Raw genomic sequence first — 22180 nt, 5'->3', positions numbered from 1 at the left:
CAGTATGTCATTATTATAGTTATTCGCTGCAGTATCTTAAAAAAAGTCTCTTGGGGAAGAGACTATATAAGTTGTGGAGTTATTTGTTATTACCACTACCCTCTAGATGTGCTTAAAGCGAATTCTCTAGATGAATAAATCTTATACATAATAATGGGGAAACGCAAGGGATTTGGGAAAATTTAACTCTTGTTTTCATAAGGTTTTTTTTGAATTTGCTTATTTGAATTTTGAATATAGAAGCCCATAAAAAAAAGCAGGCCGAAGCCTGCTTTTAATTCAATAACTTAGAAAGTCACTCAGTCAACAAAGGTCACTTTTGCAATAGCTTTCTTGCTCGCTTGAACAATCAAAGTCACGTTTTCTTTCACAGAAAAAGTTGCATCAACCAGTTTCCAGTCTACTTTTACAGCACCACGACCCAGCGCATCTTTGGCTTGTGCCGAGTTTTTAGTCAGACCCGCTTCACGCAGAATCGAAGTGATAAAGATTTCACCACCAAACTCGCCCAGTGAAATAGTCACTTCAGGCGTACCTTCAGGAAGTTCACCCTCCGTAATGATATTACCCGCACCTTTATGTGCATGAGCAGCAGCTTCGGCACCATGGAACCGTTCAACCAGTTCCAGCGCAAGGATACGTTTCACTTCTTGTGGATTACGACCTTCTTCAATTTCTTTCAGCAATACCTGAATTTCTTCTACAGATTTGAAGCTGAGCAGATCAAAGTAACGCTCGATCAGTGAGTCCGGCATAGACAGGACTTTCTGGTACATCGCACCTGGGGCATCAAATACACCAATATAGTTACCCAAAGATTTAGACATTTTATTCACACCGTCTAAACCTTCAAGAATGGGTACTGTAATACAGACTTGCGCTTCTTGATCATAACGACCTTGAAGGGTACGACCCATTAACAGGTTAAAGGTTTGGTCTGTACCACCCAGCTCTACGTCTGCTTCAAGTGCCACTGAGTCATAACCTTGTACCAACGGATACAGGAATTCATGAATCGCAATCGGTTGCTGGTTGTTATAACGCTTGGTGAAATCATCACGCTCTAACATACGCGCTACAGTTTGCTGAGATGCTAACTGGATCAAATCTGCTGCAGTTTTTTTGCCAAACCATTCAGAGTTGAATACAACCTTGGTTTTATTTGGATCAAGAATTTTAAATACTTGTTCTTGATAAGTTTTTGCGTTTTCTAAAACTTGTTCACGTGATAATGGTGGACGTGTTGCGCTCTTGCCGGTTGGGTCACCGATCATTGCAGTATAGTCACCAATCAGGAAGAAAACTTCGTGACCCAGGTCCTGGAACACTTTGAGTTTATTGATCAGTACAGTATGACCTAAGTGCAAATCAGGTGCAGTTGGGTCAAAACCCGCTTTAATTTTTAGCGGACGATTCTGCTTTAATTTCTTCAGAAGATCTTCTTCAGAAATAATTTCGTGTGTGCCTCGTTGGATGAGGGCAAGTTGTTCTTCAGCCGGCAGGAAATTTGACATCACAAAACCCAAATACATCAGTTATTCAATTTGTGCGATATACTAACACTTTTTCAGCACATTGCAGGCTTAAGAATAACCATGACAGCGATCTATATTGGGGTAATGACCGGCACAAGCATGGATGGTGTCGATATTGTTGCTGCTTCTTTTGATCCACTTCAGCTTCATGCCACCCTCACCTTGCCTTTTGATCATGATCTTCGTGATGAACTGATGGCACTCACGTTGCCGGGTGATAATGAAATTGACCGTATGGGTAAGGCCGATGTTGCACTGGCGCAGATGATTGGTCATGGGATTAATGAGCTGATTGAAAAAAATAATCTGGATCGTTCGCAAATCAAAGCTATTGGCTCACACGGACAGACCATTCGTCACCGTCCGGAACATGGCTTTACCCTGCAGATCGGCGATCCAAATATTATTACTGAAATTACCCAGATTCCGACCATTTCCGATTTTCGTCGTCGTGATCTAGCGGCTGGCGGCCAGGGCGCACCTTTAGTGCCTGCTTTTCACCAAGATATTTTCCAGCATGACAATATCAACCGTGTGATTCTGAATTTAGGCGGTATTGCCAATGTCAGCATGTTGCCTGCAGGTCAGCCAGATCAGGTGTATGGCTTTGATACTGGTCCGGCTAATATTCTGATGGATGCCTGGTGTGAACGCTATACCGGCCAACCCTATGATGAAAATGGTAATTGGGCGGCTTATGGCACTCCGATCCGCAGCCTGCTGGATCGTTTACAAGAACACGAATATTTTTCTAAAGAGCCGCCAAAAAGTACCGGCCGTGAAGACTTTAACTTGGAATGGCTGGACGAACAGATTGCCGACTGGCGCAGTTCTTTAGAATATGACGAGCTGGAAGATAATCCTGAAAATGTTCAGGCGACTTTAATGAAGCTCACGACCCGCGCGATCAAGAAAGCCATTTACCGTTCTGGCTTAGATACCGGTGAAGTCTATGTCTGTGGTGGCGGTGCGTATAATTCACACTTACTGGAACAACTCCGCTGGCGTTTACGCAAACATCAATGGAGCGTACAGACCACAGCCGATTTAGGTTTAAGCCCGACCTGGGTAGAAGCCACCGCTTTTGCTTGGCTAGCCATGCGCTTCATGAATCATCAAAGTGGCAACCTGCCTGCGGTGACTGGTGCATCTGGTTACCGTGTTCTTGGCACCATTACTGCCATGTAAAAATGATAACTATATAGAGGTATGAAAAAGGTCTGCATATGCAGACCTTTTTTTGAAAATTAGATTTCAAAGCAACTAATCATTAGCGTAGCATATTCCGCGCTTTTTCAGCACGGAATGCTTTTAAAATCTGCTGCCCCGCTCGACCGGTTGGATTTAGTCCCAGACGCATCTGTTCCTGTTGGATCGCTTGACGAGTTTTATCCCCAATCAAACCATCCGCTTCACCAATATCATAGTCTTTGGACAGCAAGAATTGCTGAATTTCACGACGTTCGGCACGTGAAGTTCCTGGATCCTCAGTTGGCCACGCAGTCAGAAAATTACCCTTGCCTTGTAAACGGTCGGATAAATGGGCAATCGCCAAGGCATAACTTTCCGCAGCGTTATAACTATAAATGGCATCAAAATTTTTAAATACTAAGAATACTGGGCCGTTTTGCCCTGCCGGGGCAATTAAACCTGCTTGACTAGATTCAGACAGATTAGCTTGCAGTAAAGACGAACCATCAGCACGCACCAAACCACGTTCCATCCAGTGACTTAACGGCTTTTTATTGGTACGGCTTTCACCAGCGGTTGAAACACCAGAAGGCAGTTTGACTTCAAAGCCCCACGGCTGACCCGTTTGCCAGCCGCGTTTTTTCAGGAAATTGGCGGTAGAAGCTAATGCATCCGGAACACTGCCCACCAGATCACGACGACCATCCCCATCAAAATCGACCGCTAGTTCATCATAGGTTGATGGCATAAACTGAGTATGACCAAATGCCCCTGCCCATGAACCTTTCAGTTGATTTTCATAGACATCACCGCGCTGCAACAGTTTCATAGTGGTAAAGAACTCACCACGGAAATAGCTTTGGCGACGACCTTCACAGCTCAAAGTACCAAGCGCCTGTAATAAAGGATATTTACCGGAAATATCCCCATAATTACTTTCCACACCCCAGACTGCCACCACCGTTTCCGCTGGAATACCATAAGCAGCGCTGACGCGATTTAACACATCACCATGCTGCTGTAATTTCTGACGGCCCTGCTGCACCCGTTCTTCATCCACCAGACCAGACAGATAATCCCAAATCGGCGTTGAAAATTCAGGCTGATAGTTGAGTTTTTCAATCACGGAATAATCAGGCGTGAGATTTTGCGTATAGCGATCATAAGACGCTGTATAGACACCCTTAGCCAATGCCTGGGATTTCAACCCAGCCAGACAATTTTGAAATGAGCTGGAACTCGGCGTATAGACGCTCGGACTCGAAGGCAATTCTGACGCGTTTACACGCTGTCCATTAATAATCAGTTCAGCATTTGCCTGAGAGGCAGCCAAAACGATTGAGCCAAGAAAAAGTGCAAGCCGTTGCATAGGACCCTTAAATCTTATATTTCGAATTATGTTCCTAATCACCTTATCAGCTTGTGGATAAAATTAAAGCGTGAATACGTAAAATTTAAATTCATATTTTCTTCATTTTTAAATTTATTTGTAAGTTTTGAATTTAAAAACTTATCCACAAGATGTTTTAAATTCAAATTTAAACCTACTTTTTAAATTTAAATTCAAAACCTGCACAATAAGGCTTTTAAATTCAAAAGTAGCAGTGTGGATAACTATAAGTGTTTAACCACAGAAATAGAGGTATTCAGCAACTTAGCTTTTAAATTCATTTATAAAATATGAGTGTTATTTTTAAATTCAAAACTTTGAATTCATTTCTCTAGTTTTGAATTTATTGTTTTGAATTTAAATTCAAAAGCCCGATTTGAATTCAAATAACCGTATTTAAATTTGAATTTATTCTTATGAATTTAAATTCAAAGTCCACTTTACATGTTTTAAATTCATTTAAATTTAAATCTGGATAGATGAAATAATGCAGCAAAAGATTAAATTTTCATCAATTATCTATAAATGATTGTACGTTTTATAAGCAATTGATTTTGAAAATAATCCGATAAATGGTGTGGCATTTTCAAAGAGGCGCAATCATGCCTGAATCCAGACAAATAAAAAAGCGACCACGGGTGTGATCGCTTTTTTTATCAGCAAGTTAAAGCTTAGATGGTCATATCTTCGCTCAATGCTAATGGATTTGGCAAAATCTTCGCCAGTTGACGACAAAGCGTAGTCAATTGTGCGCTGTCATTTGGCATCAAAGTGATGTGACCAATTTTGCGGCCTTCACGTTCTGACTTGTTATACAGATGCAGATGCGCGCCTTCTAAAGCCAAAACATCTTCAGATTTTGGATGCTGACCGATGATGTTGACCATCACCGTTGGACGTACTACAGCAGTTGAACCCAATGGCAAGCCAGCTACGGCGCGAACATGGTTTTCAAACTGTGAACAGATCGCACCTTCAATTGACCAGTGACCTGAGTTATGTACACGTGGTGCCATCTCATTCGCATATAAGCCTTTGTCAGTCACAAACAGCTCAAGCGTTAATACACCAACATAGTTCAGGTGATTGAGCAGGCGAGTGATGTAGTCTTGCGCGACTGGCTGCAGATCCGTGCTGTTAGGTGCGGGAACAATCGAGTGCGACAGAATGCCATTGTGATGATGGTTTTCAGCCAATGGCCAAGTTTTTACATCACCATTTTGGCCACGTACCGCAATAATAGATACTTCACGTGAGAAAGTTACAAAGCTTTCTGCGATCAGTTCGCCTGCAGGACCCAATTCAGCCCAAGCCTGATCAATCTGATCTGCTGAACGTAGAACAAATTGTCCTTTACCGTCATAACCGCCACGAGAGGTTTTCAATACGATTGGTAAACCAAGCTCGGCAACAGCTGCTGTTAAGCTTTCCAGTGAAGTCACGGCTTTATAAGGTGCAACTGGAATCTCAAGCTCATCAAACAGAGCCTTTTCAGACAGACGATGCTGTGCAATCGCTAAAGCCTGACGTGGTGGATGCAGATCTTTGTTTTTTGTCAAAACATCGACATCTGCCAATGGCGTGTTTTCAAACTCAAGGCTGAACACATCTGCACTATTGATAAAGTCTTGCAGACCATTTTCAGCTTTGGTCGAAAATACTGGACCCAAAGCGGCCGAAGGACAGTCTGTACTCGCTTCAAAAAAAGTACATTGAATGTTTAAAGGCAATGCCGCTTGCGCCATCATACGACCCAGCTGACCGCCACCAAAAATACCGATGGTTTTATCCATTGTGTTTTGTCCCGTATTTAAGCTTGGTGTTACTGTTGACCTGGAATATTGTTGCTTGCCACTTTATCCGTTTGAGCAGCGCGGAAATCGGCAACATTTTTCGCGATATCTGGACGAGTCAGACCTAGAATTTGCGCTGCCATAATTGCTGCGTTAGTTGCACCTGCAGGACCAATCGCCAAAGTGCCCACTGCAATACCCGCTGGCATTTGCACGATTGAAAGCAATGAATCCACACCATTTAAGATCGAAGATTTTACTGGCACGCCTAATACTGGCAGATCAGTTTTCGCGGCACACATACCTGGTAAATGCGCTGCACCGCCAGCACCAGCAATAATCACCTGGATACCACGATCACGCGCTTGTTCTGCATATTCAAACAGACGGTCAGGAGTACGGTGTGCGGAAACGACTTCGGCCTCAAATGGGACACCAAGCTGCTTAAGCATATTGGCAGTGTGTTCGAGAGTTGCCCAGTCTGATTGAGAACCCATGATAATACCTACTAGAGGAGCATCTTGTGCAGCAGCCGCATTCATTGCAATGTTTCCAGAGATTAAAGTAAGAGAAGATAAATCTCGACGAGAGAGCCAAGCTTTAATGGGAAGGCATATTATAGACTGAAAATTCAGCTTCATAAAATTTAACGGTCAAAGCAAGGCTCGATTTTTCTTATTTTTTTAATGAAATATTAAAATCTGGAATAAAAATAGGGATGTACACGACTTCAGTGATATTAGGGGCTACGGAACACGAAATAGACACAGCCACACAGGCATAATCCTGCCCAGAGATAATCCAGTTTAAACGGCTGTTTAAACATGAACAGCATAAAGGGCACAAAGACCAATAAGGTCACCACTTCCTGGGTAATCTTCATCTGACCGACCGCCAGACCATGTTGTGCCATCAATCGGGTCGCTGGAATCATCAGGCTATATTCACACAGCGCGATCAGCCAACTGAATAGAATAATCTGCCACATCGGTGCATCATGCGGCAAAAATTTCAGATGACCATACCAGGCCAACGTCATAAAGCAGTTTGCACAAACAAGCAGAAGCAGGGGCCAGAACATAGCGGATGCCATTAGAAAATTTACCGGATATTTTACGGATTATTGTAGTAAAAGATAATCGTGAAGCTTGGTTTTTTATCGCATTCAGCATCGTTTCTTCACATAAAAAATCACGCCAGAATGCCTATCTTTTCCCGCAAAGCCTTGCTATCGTTGCCGGTAAATCGAATAAATCATGACAACAGCACAGAAAACAAAGTGATGTGTCAGTACAGAATGGAGTGAAGTAGATGCATCTGCATATCTTGGGCATTTGTGGCACCTTTATGGGCTCGCTGGCCTTACTCGCGCGAGACCTTGGACATAAGGTGACAGGTTCAGACCAGAACGTGTATCCGCCAATGTCGACCCAACTGGAAAATGCAGGCATTACACTAATGCAGGGCTATGACCGTAGCCATCTACAACCGCATCCAGATCTAATAATTGTCGGCAATGCCATGAAACGTGGTATTGATGCTGTGGAATACATGCTGAATGAAGGCCTACCTTATATTTCAGGTCCGCAGTTCCTGGCCGATCACGTATTGCAAGGCAAACATGTCCTTGGTGTTGCTGGTACGCATGGTAAAACCACAACCACTACCATGCTGGCATGGGTGTTGGATCAAGCTGGTTTAGAGCCGGGCTTCCTGATTGGTGGTGTACCACTGGGCTTCTCTGAAAGTGCGCGTTTAGGTGGTGGCAAATACTTTTGTGTTGAAGCGGATGAATACGATTCTGCTTTCTTCGATAAGCGTTCCAAGTTTGTGCATTACCATCCCAAAACCGCGATTCTGAATAATCTGGAATTTGATCACGCCGATATCTTTGATGATCTGGCGGCGATTCAAAAACAGTTCCATCACCTGGTACGTACCATTCCAAGTGAAGGCCGCATCATTGCGCCAATTACTGAAACGAATATTGATGAAGTGCTAGAGCAGGGCTGCTGGACACCAGTGGTTCGTACCTCACTAGATGTTAATGAAAAAGCTGAACTGTATGCAGAACAATTGTCTGCTGATGGTTCACACTTCAAGGTGCTACAGCATGGCGTAGTCAAAGGTGAAGTGAAATGGAATATGACCGGTCAGCATAGTGTAGCCAATGCACTGGCAACCATTGCGGCGGCCGAGCATGTCGGTGTCTCTATTGAAACAGCTTGTGAAGCATTATCCAATTTCGGTGGAGTCAAACGCCGTATGGAGCTGTTAGATACCATACGTGGCATTGAAGTCTATGATGACTTTGCCCATCACCCGACAGCAATTGATACTACGCTTGACGGCGCACGCAAACGTTTGGGTGAGCGCAAACTGTGGGCGATCATTGAACCGCGTTCCAATACCATGCGTATGGGTAGCCATAAAGATGGTTTAGCGCATTCAGCACGTCTGGCCGATGAAGTGATCTGGTATCAACCTGAAGGTCTGGATTGGGATCTACAACCCGTGATTGAGGCGGCGCCAAATAAAGCGGTTGTGGCACGTACTTTGGATGAAATCATTCAAACTGTTACTGCGGAAGCAGGCGAGGGCGATGCTGTAGTGATCATGTCCAATGGCGGTTTTGGTGGTCTGCACCAAAAACTGATTGCTGCATTAAAAGCCTAACCCCTAAACCATTCTAGTCTTTATTTCATAAGACTTCTCAAGGATCGCAGACATAAGTCTGCGATCCTTTTTTTAACGTTTCAAAAAAATACTTACATTTTTTAAGGGATTAACTATTTTGCCAATGAACTTCTACTGAAGCCTTGCTAGCTTAAAGCCATTGCGTATTTCTCAGCTGACAGTCGTCAAAGCTAAAACGACTGCCAATCCTCCACAATAATCACGAAGAAGGATAGTTGCCATGTCGAATACAATGAAAGCAATGGTTTACTATGGCGCCAATGACATCCGTTTTGAAGAACGTCCCATCCCGAAAATCCTGCAGCCTGATGATGCCATTATTAAATTAACCAAAGTCACCATCTGCGGGACAGATCTCGGCATCTGGAAAGGTAAAAACCCGGAAATTGAAGAGGTGGCAAAAGAAAAAACTGGCAGCTTTAATGGCCGGATTCTCGGCCATGAAGGTATTGGGATCATTGAAGAAGTCGGTTCAGCAGTTAAAAACTTCAAAAAGGGCGATCGGGTGATTATTTCCTGTGTCAGCCGCTGTGGAACCTGTGAAAACTGCCAGAAACAACTCTATGCGCACTGTCGTAATGAAGGCGGCTGGATCATGGGCTATATGATTGATGGCACCCATGCCGAATATGTGCGTACCCCATTTGCCGATACCTCGCTGTATCATTTGCCTGAAGGGTTAAATGAAGATGTGGCGGTGTTCCTGTCTGATATCTTGCCCACCTCACATGAAATTGGCGTGCAATATGGTGATGTCAAACCAGGGGACAATGTCGCGATTGTCGGTGCTGGCCCAATTGGGATGAGTGCCTTACTCACCGCGCAGTTTTACTCTCCAGCTAATATCATCATGGTTGATGTTGATGACAACCGACTAGAGTTTGCCAAAACCGTTGGTGCCACCCATACCGTGAATTCAGCCACAGAAGATGCCATTCAACGTGTGCTGGATCTGACTGATGGGCGAGGAGTGGATTGTGCCATTGAAGCGGTCGGTCTGGAAGCGACCTGGAATATTTGCCAGCACATCGTCAAAGAAGGCGGACATCTGGCCAATGTCGGCGTGCATGGTAAATCAGTGAATTTTGAGCTGAACAAGCTCTGGATCAAAAACCTGACCATTACCACCGGTCTAGTGAATACCAACACCACTGGCATGCTACTGAAGACTTGTTGTTCTGGAAAACTGCCACTGGAAAAACTGGCGACCCATCACTTTAAATTTGATCAATTTGAAAAGGCCTATGATGTGTTTAAGCATGCTTCTGATGAGAAAGCCTTAAAAGTGATGATTGATTACTAAAGGCAGACGTATTTAGTTTTCAAAATAAAAGCCCGCATTGCGGGCTTTTTCATACAGCTTAATTTTAGAAGTAGGGCACATAACCACGTTGTTTATAACCCTGTGGTGAAACCAGCTGTTGATGGTTTTCATCCACCCGGTACAGAATCTCTAACAAGCCATCCAGATCCTGAGAGTTCAGATAATGCGGCTGAAAGGTGCTATAACCCAGCTTGGAAAAGAACGCAGCAATCTCGCTATGCTTATGTACATATTTCATTGACCACTCCGCAAAGCTTGGTGTGTCCACAGTCGTATCAGCAAAACGATAGACTTGCTGATGTCGTCGGTCTTTCGAAATACTTTGAAAAAGCTGCTCTACAACCTCAGCTTCACCTTGCAGGCACTGGAAAAATTTCCCCTGTGCATAGTACAACGCCCCATAGATCTGATGCTCATGATTGAACTTGCGTGCAATAGCGAGAATATCACTCAGATCCTGTAATAGATCTTGTTCTGTTTCGATACGCTCACTGGCATAACAGAGTTGTAGCATGGATGATTCCTTCAAATTACAAGTATTGATTTTAAAGTCAAAACATTGGGTTTAGGTTATTTTTTAAGCAATTATCAGCTATTTCCTACACTGTTTTCAGTTTGCATTTTGTAGATAAATTATTAAAAATTAAAGAGACATTATTGAAAAATAATTATTCAAATCATAATGCTTTTAATGAGGATGAAACATCATGCTAAGAGATCTTTTCATCACGTTAAGCTTGTTATGTCTGTGTTTCGCACTCGTCATCTTGCTGCATAGCTGGGGCTTGCAACCTGAGATTAACGTGCTGATCAGTACTATTCTATTAACCTGGACACTGCTGCAGTGTGTAGATCGCCGTGTCTTTTTTCAGACCAGCATCTTCCTGATGATCGCTATTTTGATCATGCTGCAGCAGTATCAGCAGATTTTATGGATGGGACTGGGACTATTCAGTGGCATTTTGCTGTATAGACTGCCACAAGCCCATAAACAGGGCTTATTGTCTCTGATCAATCTGGATCTGCTTATTCCAACGGAATGGCTTAAAAAGCTAAAGTCGCTACGTCATGCAAATTCCGATCACGCTTAAACATGACATGCACGTAGGAGCATTGCGGAATAATTTTCAGGTGTTTCTGACGCGCAAATTCGACCAGAATATCCAGCATTTTACGGGCCACACCTTGGCCACGCAGTGCATGCGAAACCCAGGTGTGGTCGGCAACAATCGTGTCCGGTTCCCGCCACTGATAGGTAATTTCTGCCACGCGCTGACCTTGGTCTTCCATATAAAATACACCGCCGCGCTTTGAGTCCTGATGTTTGATGTTGCTCATTTTCTTACCTGTTGTTCTAATCCAGGATTAACCTGTTATCTCGTCATATCCTCATCCATTAAACATCCTGTCGATGGTGTTTCCCATCTTCGAGTTAGATGAAGTCCTATTGAAGTACATCCCGTATGCTCTCATTTCGATCGAACACTGATTTGGCAAAAGGGCAGAGCGGAATAATTTTCAGACCCTGTGTTCGGGCAAAGTTAACCGCGGCTTCAACCAGTTGCTGGCCAACGCGTTGCCCGCGTAAGCTGTCATCCACCCAGGTATGGTCAATAATGAACTTATCATCACCTGCCCGGGAATAAGTCATCTCTGCCAGGCGCTTGTCTTCCTGCGCCACATACCATTCACCTTTACTGCCTTGTTCCTGGTGTTCAATCTGCATAGGTTTACCTCAAGATTTTAAGTCAGACTGCCATAGTCCTCAGCTTTACAATGTTGCAATTTTTTTAATTCCGCCGAGTTAAATTACAGCCAGCCTCATGTGAAATTTTCTGGCAAAAGCATAGAATGTGCCGATCCTGTATTGATCATCTCTCATGTCCGCTTCTGCTCACTCTCTTTCTGTCACACGCCAATGGATCTGTGTGATTGCCTTGGCCTGTGCCGCCTTTATTTTTAACACGACCGAGTTTATTCCAGTAGCCCTTCTGAGCGATATAGGAAAAAGCTTTGCCATGTCTCCGACAGAAGTCGGGCTGATGCTGACCATTTATGCCTGGGTCGTGGCATTGCTGTCTTTACCCATCATGCTGCTCACCAAAAATATTGAACGGCGTTTCCTGCTCACGCTACTGTTTATTGTCTTTATCATCAGTCATGTACTGTCTTATTTTGCCTGGAGTTTCGAAGTTCTGGTCATGAGTCGAATCGGGATTGCAGTGGCTCATGCACTATTCTGGTCAATCACCGCATCACTTGCCGTACGTGTAGCACCGAAAGGAAAAGAATTTCAAGCCTTGGGCCTGCTGTCTACCGGTACTGCGATGGCAATGGTGCTTGGGATTCCTTTTGGTCGGATGATTGGCGAGGCCTATGGCTGGCGTAACAGTTTTGGGCTGATTGCGGTGATTGCCACGTTAGTCTGCCTGATTCTCATCAAGACTTTGCCACGTTTACCGAGCATTAATTCAGGTTCCTTTAGCAGCCTGAAAAGCCTGATCAAACGACCTAGCTTGATGTTGGTCTTTACGCTGACAGTATTGGTGATTAGTGCCCAGTTCACCGCTTATAGTTATATCGAACCCTTTGCCCTGAACGTGGCACATTTCAGCTCTGCACAGACCACCACCTTACTGCTGATCTATGGTGGAGCAGGCTTCCTGGGTTCTTACCTGTTTGGCAAATTTGCACCACAATTTCCAAAGCTCACTATTCCATTTTTCACTTTAGGACTTGGCCTCTCCATGCTCTTGCTCTTGCCAATGTCTGCAAGTCTGTTTGGCTTAAAAAGTCTGAGCCTCATGTGGGGCGTCAGCATTATTGGTTTTAGTCTGGCGTTACAGGCCAAGACCCTAAACCTCGCATCAGATGCGACCGATGTCGCCATGGCGATCTTTTCAGGTTTATACAATGTCGGCATTGGTGGGGGTGCTTTACTCGGCGGGATCGTGACAGCACAAATTGGCTTGATTAGTATTGGTTGGGTTGGTGGTTTATTGGCGATTTTTGGGTTTGTACTGAGTTTGTACTTGGTACGCCGTACTGATTTTATCAAAGCTTAGTAGATGATATTTGTAAATAAAATTGTATGTCAGATTAAAATCTGTCATGCTGAATTAACATTGAGCTTTGGCTCAAAAAGAATTTTAGTTTGAACAAGGGGAGTAGCCTCCTCCAAACGTTTAAAGATCTCTACTGAGAGATTTAAACGTGTCAGAATATCGTCATTACACTTTGCAAAAAGTCGGTATCTGAGCATCGTCACTGTATTCATGCAAAATTGAAACAGTACGATGTAGGCAAGACCTTGATCATGTTGTTATGGATGTTTTTCATCAGACAACTGGTCGAGGTTTTTTTATGGCCAATTGTCCGATGTGGAGAATACACATGGAAACAATTGGTACGCTGTGGCTGTATCTTGTTTTTTTCGGAATTGTCGCTGTCATGCTGACAGTCGATTTCATTGGCTTTAAACATCAGCATGGCAAGGAAGTTAAAGTCCGGACTGCAGCCTACTGGAGCATTGCCTGGGTAACCACGGCAATTCTGTTTGGTGGCGGTTTATGGCTGTATCTGGAACAGACGGCAGGGGCGGTTATTGCCAATCAGAAGGTGATGGAATACTTTGCCGGTTATCTACTGGAAAAATCACTGGCAATTGATAATGTCTTTGTCTGGTTGATGATCTTTGCTGCTTTTGCAATTCCACCTGCGTTACAACGTCAGCTACTGCTCTATGGCGTACTGGGTGCGATTGTCCTCAGAACCATTTTCATCTTTATTGGTGCATGGTTTGTACAGGAGTTCTCCTGGGTTCTGTATCTGTTTGGCGCATTCCTGGTTTATACCGGCTTTAAGTTTCTGCGCGGTCATAATGATGAGCCCAGCAATATTGAAGACATGCCGATCTTAAAATGGCTGCGTAAACACTTGCGCCTGACCCCGCAAATGGAAGGCGATAAATTCTTTGTGCGTAAAGATGGCCTGTTATGGGCAACGCCGCTGTTTCTGGTCTTGATTCTGGTCGAGGCATCAGACGTAATCTTTGCCGTAGATTCGATTCCTGCGATCTTTGCAGTGACTACGGATCCATTTATTGTCTTGACCGCGAACCTGATGGCCATTCTAGGCTTACGTGCCATGTTTTTCCTGCTAGCGGGTGCAGCATCGAAAATGTATTACCTACCTTATGGTCTGGGAATCATTCTGGTGTTCATTGGCTTCAAGATGTTGATGCTGGATGTTTTCCATATGCCAATCTGGATGTCTTTAAGTGTGATTATACTGGTACTCACCATCACGGCATTCCTGTCGATCCGTCACAACAAGAAATACAATATCCAAAAACTCTAAGTATTTACACAGTTCAAAACCAAGACAAAGCCTTCCCTCTGGAGGGCTTTTGTATATCGATCATTATCTCTATTTTGACCGGCTGGCAAAGAAATTGCATCTACCTATATGCAGCAAAAAGGCAAACATATGATGAATGCCATTCCGAATCTGATGCTCTTTTCCCTATAACTTCTTGCAGTTTCCTAACCAAATTAGGACGCCATAAACACAATACAGTTTAAGTGAAAAAGATCAGGTACAATCAATCGAAAAAATAACAAAGTGCAGGTTTTAAATGTCTTCTATCATTGCAACGACGGCAGTACGCGGTCGCTTCCTGGATATCAAGAATACGGTTGCCCAAGCGCGTGAAATTCACGACCAAGTGCGATATGTAGAAGATGGCTTACTCATCAGCCAGAATGGTGAGATTCAATGGTTTGGCAGCTGGGAAGAAGGACAGCAGCATCTACCAGAAGGGGTGCAAGTAACGCATTATCCTGAACAGCTGATTGTGCCGGGTTTTATTGATACGCATATCCATTTCCCGCAAACCGAGATGGTCGGAGCTTATGGTGAACAGTTACTGGAATGGCTAAATACCTATACTTTCCCGACTGAAATCCAGTTCCAGGATCCAGATTATTCAGAAAAAATTGCTGATTTTTTTGTAGAAGAATTACTTAAAAACGGGACCACTACCGCACTGGTATTTTGTACGGTTCATCCTCAGTCTGTAGATGCCTTATTTAATGCAGCGACCGCGCGTAATATGCGCCTGATTGCCGGTAAGGTGCTCATGGACCGTCATGCCCCTGAAGCACTCACCGATACAGCAGAGTCGGCTTACCACGACTCTAAATCCCTAATTGAAAAATGGCATGGTCAGGGTCGTAACCTGTATGCAATTACACCACGTTTTGCACCGACTTCGACCCCAGAACAACTAGAACAAGCCGGTAAGCTCAAAGCCGAATACCCAGATGTGTATGTGCATACCCATCTCAGTGAAAACAAGAATGAAATTGCTTGGGTCAAAGAACTGTTCCCGGAACGTCAGGGTTATCTGGATGTTTACCATCACTATGGCCTGACTGGTTCTAAATCGATATTTGCGCATTGTGTGCATCTGGAAGAAGGAGAGTGGGACTGCATGCATCAGACCGACTCCGCCATTGCTTTCTGCCCGACTTCTAACCTGTTCTTGGGCAGCGGCTTATTCCCATTGAAAAAAGCTTGGGACAAGCAGGTGAAAGTCGGACTCGGTACCGATATCGGTGCTGGCACTTCATTTAACCAGCTGCAAACCCTGAATGAAGCATATAAGGTACAACAACTGCAAGGCGATAAATTGTCTGCTTTTGAATCGCTCTATCATGCAACACTGGGTGGAGCCAAAGCCTTGAGTATGGATGACCGCTTAGGTAATTTTAATATCGGTAAAGAAGCCGATTTCGTAGTGCTGGATCTGAATGCAACGGCGCTACAACAGCTGCGTCAAAGCAGAGCTAAGAACATTGAAGATGCATTTTTTGCACTGATCATGCTGGGTGATGACCGTAATATTGCAGCGACCTATGTTTTTGGAGAAGCGGTTTATGTCAAAGAAACAGCTGAGGAAAAAGCCTGAAAAATCACACCGTCGCACATGGTTCATGCTATCTGCGGTAGCGATTGGCTGTGCTTTTTTACTCAGGCGTGATTCACAATTGCCGAAAAAATGATTACATTAACACAGGGCAAAACAGGTGCATCTGCCTGCCGGATGTATTAAAATTGCTGATATATCAGGTGTTGCAGGTCAACACCTTTTTTATTTTGCTATTTTTACTTTTTAGGTATCTACCCATGACCGTTCAAATGAGCGTAATGATTTCCGCTGAAGAAATTCAAGCTAAAGTCAAAGAGCTTGGTGCTCAAATCGATGCACACTATGCCAATAGTGACAAAGAGCTTGTGCTCATCGGTTTGTTACGCGGTTCAGTGATCTTCATGGCGGACTTATGTCGTGCCATTAACAAACCGCATGAACTCGATTTCATGACTGTATCCAGCTACGGCGGCGGTACGATATCGAGCCGTGATGTCAAAATCCTGAAAGATTTGGACGGTGAAATCCGTGGTAAAGATGTCCTTGTGGTAGAAGACATCATCGACTCAGGTAATACTCTGAGTAAGGTTCTAGAAATTCTGCAAACTCGTGCACCCAACTCGATCCAGTTATGTACTTTGGTCAGCAAACCTTCACGTCGTGAAATTGAGCTAGAAGTAAAATTCCTGGGCTTTGAAGTCGAAGATAAATTTATTGTTGGGTATGGCCTAGACTACGACCAGAAATATCGCCATATTCCATTTATTGGTGAAATTGGTCTTTAACAGACTAAACTTGAAAAAGTGGCGATGAGCCACTTTTTTTATGCCTGCTTCACATGAACAAAAAGCTAACATTCCGTTTCAGGACTTTTCTAGATTAAAGACTTGATTTATCCGATGATTATTCCTGAACATGACTTAAAAACAAAGACATGATAAGAAAGGAGTATGCATATGTGGTCACTGATAGTTGCAATTGTTATTGGTTTTATCGCAGGTTTAATTGCCCGTGCGATCCATCCTGGAGATGACAAGGCAGGCTTCATTATGACAACCCTTCTGGGGATTGCCGGTTCATTACTTGCCACTTACGGTGGTCGTATGCTGGGTCTTTACGATGAAGGTTCAGCTGCAGGCTTTATTGCTTCGGTGATTGGTGCCATTATCATTCTGTTTATTTATAATATGGTCAGCAAACGCAAAACGGTCTAACTATTCAATTGAATAATCTCTGTTTTGCATTAAAAAAGCACCCGATTGGGTGCTTTTTTTGGCGCTGGCTTTTTAAAATTTAATTCAGATTGTCTGCTCAAAATCCATTTTAAAAAACTGGAATGAAGTTGAGATTAGAGACCCAGTTCAGTCAGAATCTTTTCAATCTGCTCAGCTGGATAGGCACCCATCACTTTAAAGCCATTCGAGAAAATAATCGCCGGTGTACCCTGAACATTCAGAGATTTAGCCAAAGCCAAGTTACGATCCACCGGATTGGCACAGCGTTTAGTGGATTTTGGCTGAATGCCTTTGCTAATCAGATCATCCCAGGCTTGAGCCGGATTTTTTTCACAATAGATCTGTCGAGAAGGGGCTATCGACTGCGCTTTCAATGGCAGAACAAAAGTATAAATGGTCACGTCATTGAGCTTTTTCAGTTCTACTTCAAGCTGTTTGCAATACGGGCAATTGGGGTCAGAAAATATCGCAAGCTGACGCTTACCTGTTCCTCGTACTGATTTCAAGGCATCCTGTAAAGGCAGCTTTTTCCAGTCAATACTGTTCTGTTTCAGCACCAGATCACGGGTCAGATTCTGCTTGTCGGCAAGACGAATCATCGAACCGCCAATCAGATGTTTCGCATCTTCATTTAAGTAAACCACCTGTCCATCCATAGAGCCACTATAGATGCCTTTCATTTCAGTGCTTTGAAGATTTTCAATTTTCAGGTCTGGGCTATTCTTGGCCAGGTTGGCTTTTACCGTATCAATATTGGCAAAGCTAAGGCTGGAAGCCAATGCAGGGATGGCCAGCAGTAGGGTAGGTTTCAGCATGAATCTCCCGCTCATTTCAGAGTAAAGTAGTGCTGATTCTATGCGTTTCATGCAGAAAAATCAGATGATTTATGTAGTGCTCTAGTCCACTTAATTTTTTACTGTTTCACGTGGAACATGAAGTTCTTATGAAACAGAAATAACTGGATTGATCTCTACAGAAATATGCACGATTTCTTCATGAATAGAAATGGCTTCGCGGATCTGATCAGGACTGATGTCCAGAGAAGTATCAATTGCCACAAAGCAGGCAAACTTGCCTTTACCAACACGTGAAACATGCAGGTCAGTCAATTTTACTGCCGGGCCAAATTCTGCCATCACTTCGCGGATTTCTTCCACCACTGGTGCATCCATATCGGCATCCAGTAAGGTTTTACCGGTCTGTTTCAATAAGCCAATCGACCAACGTGCTACCAGGATCGAACCGACAACCCCAAGTAACGAATCCAGAATATCCCAGCCGAAATACTTGCCAGCAAACAGGGCGATGATGGCAAAAACGGAAGTCAGGGCATCTGCCACCACATGCATAAATGCCGCCTGATGATTCAGGTCATGCTGATGTTCATGGGAATGGCTATGATCGTGATCATGGTCATGCCCATGAGAATGTGCGTGTCCACCATCATGCAGCAACCAGGCACAGATCAGATTGATTAATAAGCCCAGAATTGCAATCGGAATAGCTTCGTTATAGTGAATCTCGACCGGGAAAAACAGACGTTCAAAAGAGTGAAAGGCCATGAAACCCGCAATCACCAGCAGTAATATCGCACTGCTATAACCTGCCAGAATTTCAATACGCCAGGTCCCCATATTAAAACGCGGATCATCGGCATAATGCCGTGCTGCTTTGTAGGCTGCGAAGGCAAGACCCAATGCCAGGACATGGGAACTCATATGCCAGCCATCTGCCAGTAAGGCCATGGACTGAAAGATCCAGCCGCCCATGATTTCAAATACCATCATCACAGCCGTGAGGATCGTGGCAAGCAGTATTTTTTTCTGTGCCAGCGGATTGCCTTCATCAAACTGATGGGTGTGCTGTGGAACGGTATTCTTTTGCATTCAAGTGGTCTTATTTATATACTCCCCCTTAGTATATTTATTTTTGGAGACTTGTGGTGAGTCATTTGCATGAAGATAAAAAAATATTAAATCGGGTACGGCGCTTGAAGGGTCAGATTCATGCAGTAGAAGAATCACTGACTCAGCCAGAACCGAGCTGTATTGAAGTACTACAACAAGTTGCTGCCATCAAAGGTGCCGTGAATGGCCTGATGAATGAACTGATTGAGGAACATCTCAGAGAGCATGTGATTAAAGACCCGGAAGCAGTCAGTGAACAGGACTTGCAGGAATTTTTAAAACTGTTAAAGCGTTATGGTTGATTTATCACTAAATATCTTCATCTATTTACAGCAAGATGATTGACCGCTTTTTTATCTCACTAATCCACTACATCCTATCTTTGATTTAAATATTTTCAATCTTTAAAAGCGTGCAGTTAAAAGGGCTGAAATCAATAGCATGATGTTTTCAGCCTGAATCCTGACTTAGTGTTTTGATTATTTTGGCCGTATTTGTATCAAATAGCAGGCGAGTTTTTTTAGCTGTATTTAAATCATATCGTTTATGTTTCATGTGGAACATAAAATAATATTTCATACAATCCATCAAAGACATCTAAAAGTAAGCATCAACTTAGTGAAGATCATAAATTAAAGCTTTAAGCCGGTTGAGCGCCTTAAAATTATAGAAAATGCTATTTTAAATTCGACCGACTTCAAAATATGGAATATAGGCTTCATCAATACTCGGGCGTGGATCGCTATTGAAGCTGACATAACCATGGGTCCCTGACAATATTTCACCCTTATAAAACTGATTCAGCTGATAACGCGGATCCCGTTTAGATAAAGTAAAGCAAACATTATCAATGCCTTTTTGCTTGGATAAGCGTAATGCATCTTTCAGCATACGATGATGAAGCGCGAGCTGAGCAGGATGACAAAGTAAAGAATGCAAAGCATGATAATGGAAGGATTGTCCACGCTTCGGTAAGGTCATTTTCTCTGTGACTTTGGAATACACGTTATAAAAAGGACGAGCAAAACCAATGATCTTTCCATAATCGACAATTTTGCTTTGCTTAAATGAGTGCTGATCCCATAGCCCAAACATACCTACAAGCACATTGTGCTCATCGAAGTACAAGTGGAAATCGTTTAACTTTAAGCCTAAAAAATAGGGATGTGACTGTAGCAGTTCATTAAAGTCATAGGCAGGAATAAAGTTATAGAACTGCGCCATTTCCTTAACGAATTGATTCATTTGCTCAATATGTTTTGGTTCCGCCACACAGGATCGGATCTTATTGATATCTGTTGCCTGATATTGCTGCCCGAAGAATGCCTGAATTTTTTTCTCGGATTGAAACCCAGTGAGCGTTAAGGTTTGTACTGCACCTTCTGCATAATATTGTGGTAAACCAAATTTTGAAGTCTGAATCGCCGTTCGGGCAGCATGGTTGTCATCAAAAATGATGTTTTGTGCAAAATCTGGATTTTGCATGGTTTCACGCATACGTTTTGCCACCAGATTAAGTACGGCTTTTCCACGTTGTGCAGAGACTACCCGTAAATCGCAGGCATAACGTAAAGGCTTAATTTCTTGATTGACATAACAGGGACGTGAACCATTACTAAAACAGGCAATCATTCTGTTTTGGTCGTCCTCTACAACAGAATGATCATTGTTTTTATAAATGACTTTAGAGGCTTGGAAATAACTTGGCTCTCGTTGAAAGCTGAGTAAAACCCCTTTGGTGGTTAGCGGAATATTAATAATTTCTCTAAGCTTTAGATCATCCTGATCAACCGTGCCTCGAATTGTAAGGCGTTCGTCATATATATGTTTTTGTGCAGCCTGTTGCATAGTGTCCATCCTTATTTTTATTGTGTTTTTGCGAGTGTAGTATCTAAAAGACCCATTTGTTCTAAAAGTTGATAGGTCAATAAAATTTCATCTTGATTATTTACAATTTGCTGCGTTTTAACGTCTGCTAATTTCTGTTCAGCCGTTAATAAATCGTAGGTGGTTTTGGTCCCAAATTCGAGTTCTTTACGAATGTAATCCAACGCCATAGATGCTGAATGAATGTTCATTTCGATGGCTTTTTTGTTTTGCTGAATCGATTGCAAGCGTGCATGGGTGTCTTGTAATTGTTTTGACAACTGGCGTTGAATCACCTCAATCCGCTGCTGTGCAACTTCAATATCGGCGCTGGCCTTTTTCAAATTGGCTTTATTTAACCCACCATTATAGAGGGGCAGATTGACCTGCAAACCGACTAAGTAATTGTCACTTTCTGAACCGATATACGTCGCTTCATTTTGCTTCGAGATTCGACTTAATAATAATACGGACGGTTTCAGTTCTCGTTGAGTGAGTTTGTACTGACTGTCAAAGGCCTCTTTTTCTAGGATTGCCTGTTTCAATGCAGGATGTCGCTCTACATGCAACAGCATATCTTCAAGCGTTATGGGTAAGCTGGGAACTTTACTAACGGTTTGCAGTTGCTGAGGGCGAATTCCAGTGACTTGCTCAAACTGTGTCATGCTAATTTTAAGTTCAGACTGCATTTGGGTGATGTCCGCAAAACCTTGTGCAAGTTGCGCTTCAACTTGTGCCAAATCTGCACGGGTAATCACACCTGCCGCAAATTTTTTCTGTGCTTCATATAATGCGCGTTCCAGGTTTTGGTAAACGTTTTCTCTCAGCTTTAAAATTGCCTGTTTCTTCAACACTTCGGTATATACCATTACAGTCTGTACAATCGTGTCTGCTTTACTGTCTAAAAAAGACTGCCGCTGTGCAGCACGTTGAGACTCAGCAACATCGACACCTAACTGATGACGACCGGAAGTATAAATTGGATAATCAAACTGTAATTGAACTGCTCGCCCATGTCGGTTGCCTGATGTCGGGAACATCACACCCGACGGCGTATTAACCCGTTCATAGTCATATTGCCCCTGAATATTTACATTCAAGCCATGACTTTTTTTCGCCTGCTCGAGTACTGCCTCAGACTGATTTAAGCTAAGCTGTTTAAGTTTGAGCTGACTTTCATAATGTAAACTTGCATCAATTGCTTCATCCAATGACAAGGCATAGGCTGCATGAATACTGATACAATTACAGATAAGACAAAATAATAATTTTTTCACATCTATCCCTGATTTTTTATATCCCTGCCTCAT

23 protein-coding genes are annotated in these 22180 nt (G+C 43.2%); 11 read left to right on the top strand and 12 right to left on the bottom strand.

All coding sequences use genetic code 11. From position 1 onward, the window contains the following. Positions 1 to 299: 299 nt before the first annotated feature. On the bottom strand, positions 300 to 1532 hold the full coding sequence (gene tyrS, locus BS636_RS05455) for a tyrosine--tRNA ligase (protein ID WP_171265993.1): 1233 nt from the start codon (positions 1530 to 1532) through the stop codon (positions 300 to 302). 63 nt (positions 1533 to 1595) lie between these two features. On the opposite strand from tyrS, the gene BS636_RS05450 reads away from it, so the two are divergent. Next, on the top strand, positions 1596 to 2723 hold the full coding sequence (locus tag BS636_RS05450) for an anhydro-N-acetylmuramic acid kinase (protein WP_099337871.1): 1128 nt from the start codon (positions 1596 to 1598) through the stop codon (positions 2721 to 2723). A gap of 82 nt (positions 2724 to 2805) precedes the next feature. Here BS636_RS05450 and BS636_RS05445 read toward each other — a convergent pair whose 3' ends face one another. The 4 genes from BS636_RS05445 to BS636_RS05430 all read right to left on the bottom strand — a co-directional run bounded on the left by BS636_RS05445 (position 2806) and on the right by BS636_RS05430 (position 7002). Continuing rightward, positions 2806 to 4095, bottom strand: a complete 1290-nt coding sequence (locus tag BS636_RS05445) for a lytic murein transglycosylase (RefSeq protein WP_099337870.1) — start codon at positions 4093 to 4095, stop codon at positions 2806 to 2808. 692 nt (positions 4096 to 4787) lie between these two features. Continuing rightward, a complete protein-coding gene (locus BS636_RS05440) occupies positions 4788 to 5909 on the bottom strand; it encodes a 5-(carboxyamino)imidazole ribonucleotide synthase (RefSeq protein ID WP_099337869.1) in 1122 nt (373 codons plus the stop codon). Between the two features lie 29 nt (positions 5910 to 5938). After that, on the bottom strand, positions 5939 to 6451 hold the full coding sequence (gene purE / locus BS636_RS05435) for a 5-(carboxyamino)imidazole ribonucleotide mutase (RefSeq protein WP_099337868.1): 513 nt from the start codon (positions 6449 to 6451) through the stop codon (positions 5939 to 5941). 197 nt (positions 6452 to 6648) lie between these two features. Next, on the bottom strand, positions 6649 to 7002 hold the full coding sequence (locus BS636_RS05430; protein ID WP_171265992.1) for a DMT family protein: 354 nt from the start codon (positions 7000 to 7002) through the stop codon (positions 6649 to 6651). Here BS636_RS05430 and BS636_RS16275 point away from each other — a divergent pair. From BS636_RS16275 to BS636_RS05420, 3 genes are all read left to right on the top strand, one after another. Next, positions 6996 to 7169 (top strand): hypothetical protein, encoded by a 174-nt coding sequence (locus tag BS636_RS16275; RefSeq protein WP_171265991.1) that lies wholly within the window; start codon positions 6996 to 6998, stop codon positions 7167 to 7169. The two genes, BS636_RS05430 and BS636_RS16275, sit on opposite strands and share 7 nt — an antisense overlap. Positions 7170 to 7220: 51 nt before the next feature. Next, a complete protein-coding gene (gene mpl, locus BS636_RS05425; RefSeq protein ID WP_099337866.1) occupies positions 7221 to 8585 on the top strand; it encodes a UDP-N-acetylmuramate:L-alanyl-gamma-D-glutamyl-meso-diaminopimelate ligase in 1365 nt (454 codons plus the stop codon). A 241-nt stretch (positions 8586 to 8826) separates the two neighbouring features. Then, positions 8827 to 9909, top strand: coding sequence for a zinc-dependent alcohol dehydrogenase family protein (locus tag BS636_RS05420; protein WP_099337865.1), 1083 nt, complete (start codon positions 8827 to 8829; stop codon positions 9907 to 9909). Between the two features lie 64 nt (positions 9910 to 9973). Here the strand turns inward: BS636_RS05420 and BS636_RS05415 are convergent, their stop codons facing one another. After that, positions 9974 to 10444 carry a BLUF domain-containing protein gene (locus tag BS636_RS05415; protein WP_099337864.1) on the bottom strand — a complete coding sequence of 157 codons (471 nt, stop codon included), beginning with the start codon at positions 10442 to 10444 and terminating at the stop codon, positions 9974 to 9976. 193 nt (positions 10445 to 10637) lie between these two features. Between BS636_RS05415 and BS636_RS05410 the strand changes: the two genes are divergently transcribed. Continuing rightward, positions 10638 to 11021, top strand: a complete 384-nt coding sequence (locus BS636_RS05410; protein ID WP_099337863.1) for a hypothetical protein — start codon at positions 10638 to 10640, stop codon at positions 11019 to 11021. Here BS636_RS05410 and BS636_RS05405 read toward each other — a convergent pair. After that, positions 10975 to 11268, bottom strand: coding sequence for a GNAT family N-acetyltransferase (locus BS636_RS05405; RefSeq protein WP_099337862.1), 294 nt, complete (start codon positions 11266 to 11268; stop codon positions 10975 to 10977). The two genes, BS636_RS05410 and BS636_RS05405, sit on opposite strands and share 47 nt — an antisense overlap. A gap of 106 nt (positions 11269 to 11374) precedes the next feature. Beyond that, complete coding sequence (locus BS636_RS05400) at positions 11375 to 11656, bottom strand: GNAT family N-acetyltransferase (protein WP_099337861.1); 282 nt, start codon at positions 11654 to 11656, stop codon at positions 11375 to 11377. 154 nt (positions 11657 to 11810) lie between these two features. Here BS636_RS05400 and BS636_RS05395 point away from each other — a divergent pair, with 154 nt between their 5' ends. The 5 genes from BS636_RS05395 (at position 11811) to BS636_RS05375 (ending at position 17076) form a co-directional block, all read left to right on the top strand. Beyond that, a complete protein-coding gene (locus BS636_RS05395) occupies positions 11811 to 12995 on the top strand; it encodes a sugar transporter (protein WP_099337860.1) in 1185 nt (394 codons plus the stop codon). A 328-nt stretch (positions 12996 to 13323) separates the two neighbouring features. Further along, entirely contained in the window at positions 13324 to 14289 is a 966-nt protein-coding gene (locus BS636_RS05390; RefSeq protein ID WP_099337859.1) for a TerC family protein, read from the top strand. 277 nt (positions 14290 to 14566) lie between these two features. Continuing rightward, positions 14567 to 15901, top strand: coding sequence for a guanine deaminase (guaD, locus tag BS636_RS05385; RefSeq protein ID WP_099337858.1), 1335 nt, complete (start codon positions 14567 to 14569; stop codon positions 15899 to 15901). A 218-nt stretch (positions 15902 to 16119) separates the two neighbouring features. Further along, complete coding sequence (gene hpt / locus BS636_RS05380) at positions 16120 to 16647, top strand: hypoxanthine phosphoribosyltransferase (protein WP_099337857.1); 528 nt, start codon at positions 16120 to 16122, stop codon at positions 16645 to 16647. 171 nt (positions 16648 to 16818) lie between these two features. Next, on the top strand, positions 16819 to 17076 hold the full coding sequence (locus tag BS636_RS05375; RefSeq protein ID WP_099337856.1) for a GlsB/YeaQ/YmgE family stress response membrane protein: 258 nt from the start codon (positions 16819 to 16821) through the stop codon (positions 17074 to 17076). 134 nt (positions 17077 to 17210) lie between these two features. On the opposite strand, the gene BS636_RS05370 is transcribed toward BS636_RS05375, so the two are convergent. Next, positions 17211 to 17912, bottom strand: coding sequence for a DsbC family protein (locus BS636_RS05370; RefSeq protein WP_099337855.1), 702 nt, complete (start codon positions 17910 to 17912; stop codon positions 17211 to 17213). A 126-nt stretch (positions 17913 to 18038) separates the two neighbouring features. Further along, complete coding sequence (gene dmeF / locus BS636_RS05365) at positions 18039 to 18983, bottom strand: CDF family Co(II)/Ni(II) efflux transporter DmeF (protein ID WP_099337854.1); 945 nt, start codon at positions 18981 to 18983, stop codon at positions 18039 to 18041. A gap of 56 nt (positions 18984 to 19039) precedes the next feature. On the opposite strand from dmeF, the gene BS636_RS05360 reads away from it, so the two are divergent. After that, positions 19040 to 19306 carry a metal/formaldehyde-sensitive transcriptional repressor gene (locus tag BS636_RS05360; RefSeq protein WP_099337853.1) on the top strand — a complete coding sequence of 89 codons (267 nt, stop codon included), beginning with the start codon at positions 19040 to 19042 and terminating at the stop codon, positions 19304 to 19306. A gap of 379 nt (positions 19307 to 19685) precedes the next feature. Here BS636_RS05360 and BS636_RS05355 read toward each other — a convergent pair whose 3' ends face one another. Together BS636_RS05355 and BS636_RS05350 are read right to left on the bottom strand one after the other, a co-directional pair. Continuing rightward, positions 19686 to 20852 carry a hypothetical protein gene (locus BS636_RS05355; protein ID WP_171265990.1) on the bottom strand — a complete coding sequence of 389 codons (1167 nt, stop codon included), beginning with the start codon at positions 20850 to 20852 and terminating at the stop codon, positions 19686 to 19688. A gap of 17 nt (positions 20853 to 20869) precedes the next feature. Next, the gene (locus BS636_RS05350) at positions 20870 to 22180 is read right to left on the bottom strand and encodes a TolC family protein (protein ID WP_099337852.1); all 1311 of its coding nucleotides are present in this window, start codon (positions 22178 to 22180) and stop codon (positions 20870 to 20872) included.

This window comes from Acinetobacter sp. LoGeW2-3 (assembly GCF_002688565.1).
Taxonomy (GTDB): domain Bacteria; phylum Pseudomonadota; class Gammaproteobacteria; order Pseudomonadales; family Moraxellaceae; genus Acinetobacter.
The sequence above is the reverse complement of the archived record's forward strand: the minus strand, read 5'-3'. Positions and strand labels throughout refer to the sequence as shown.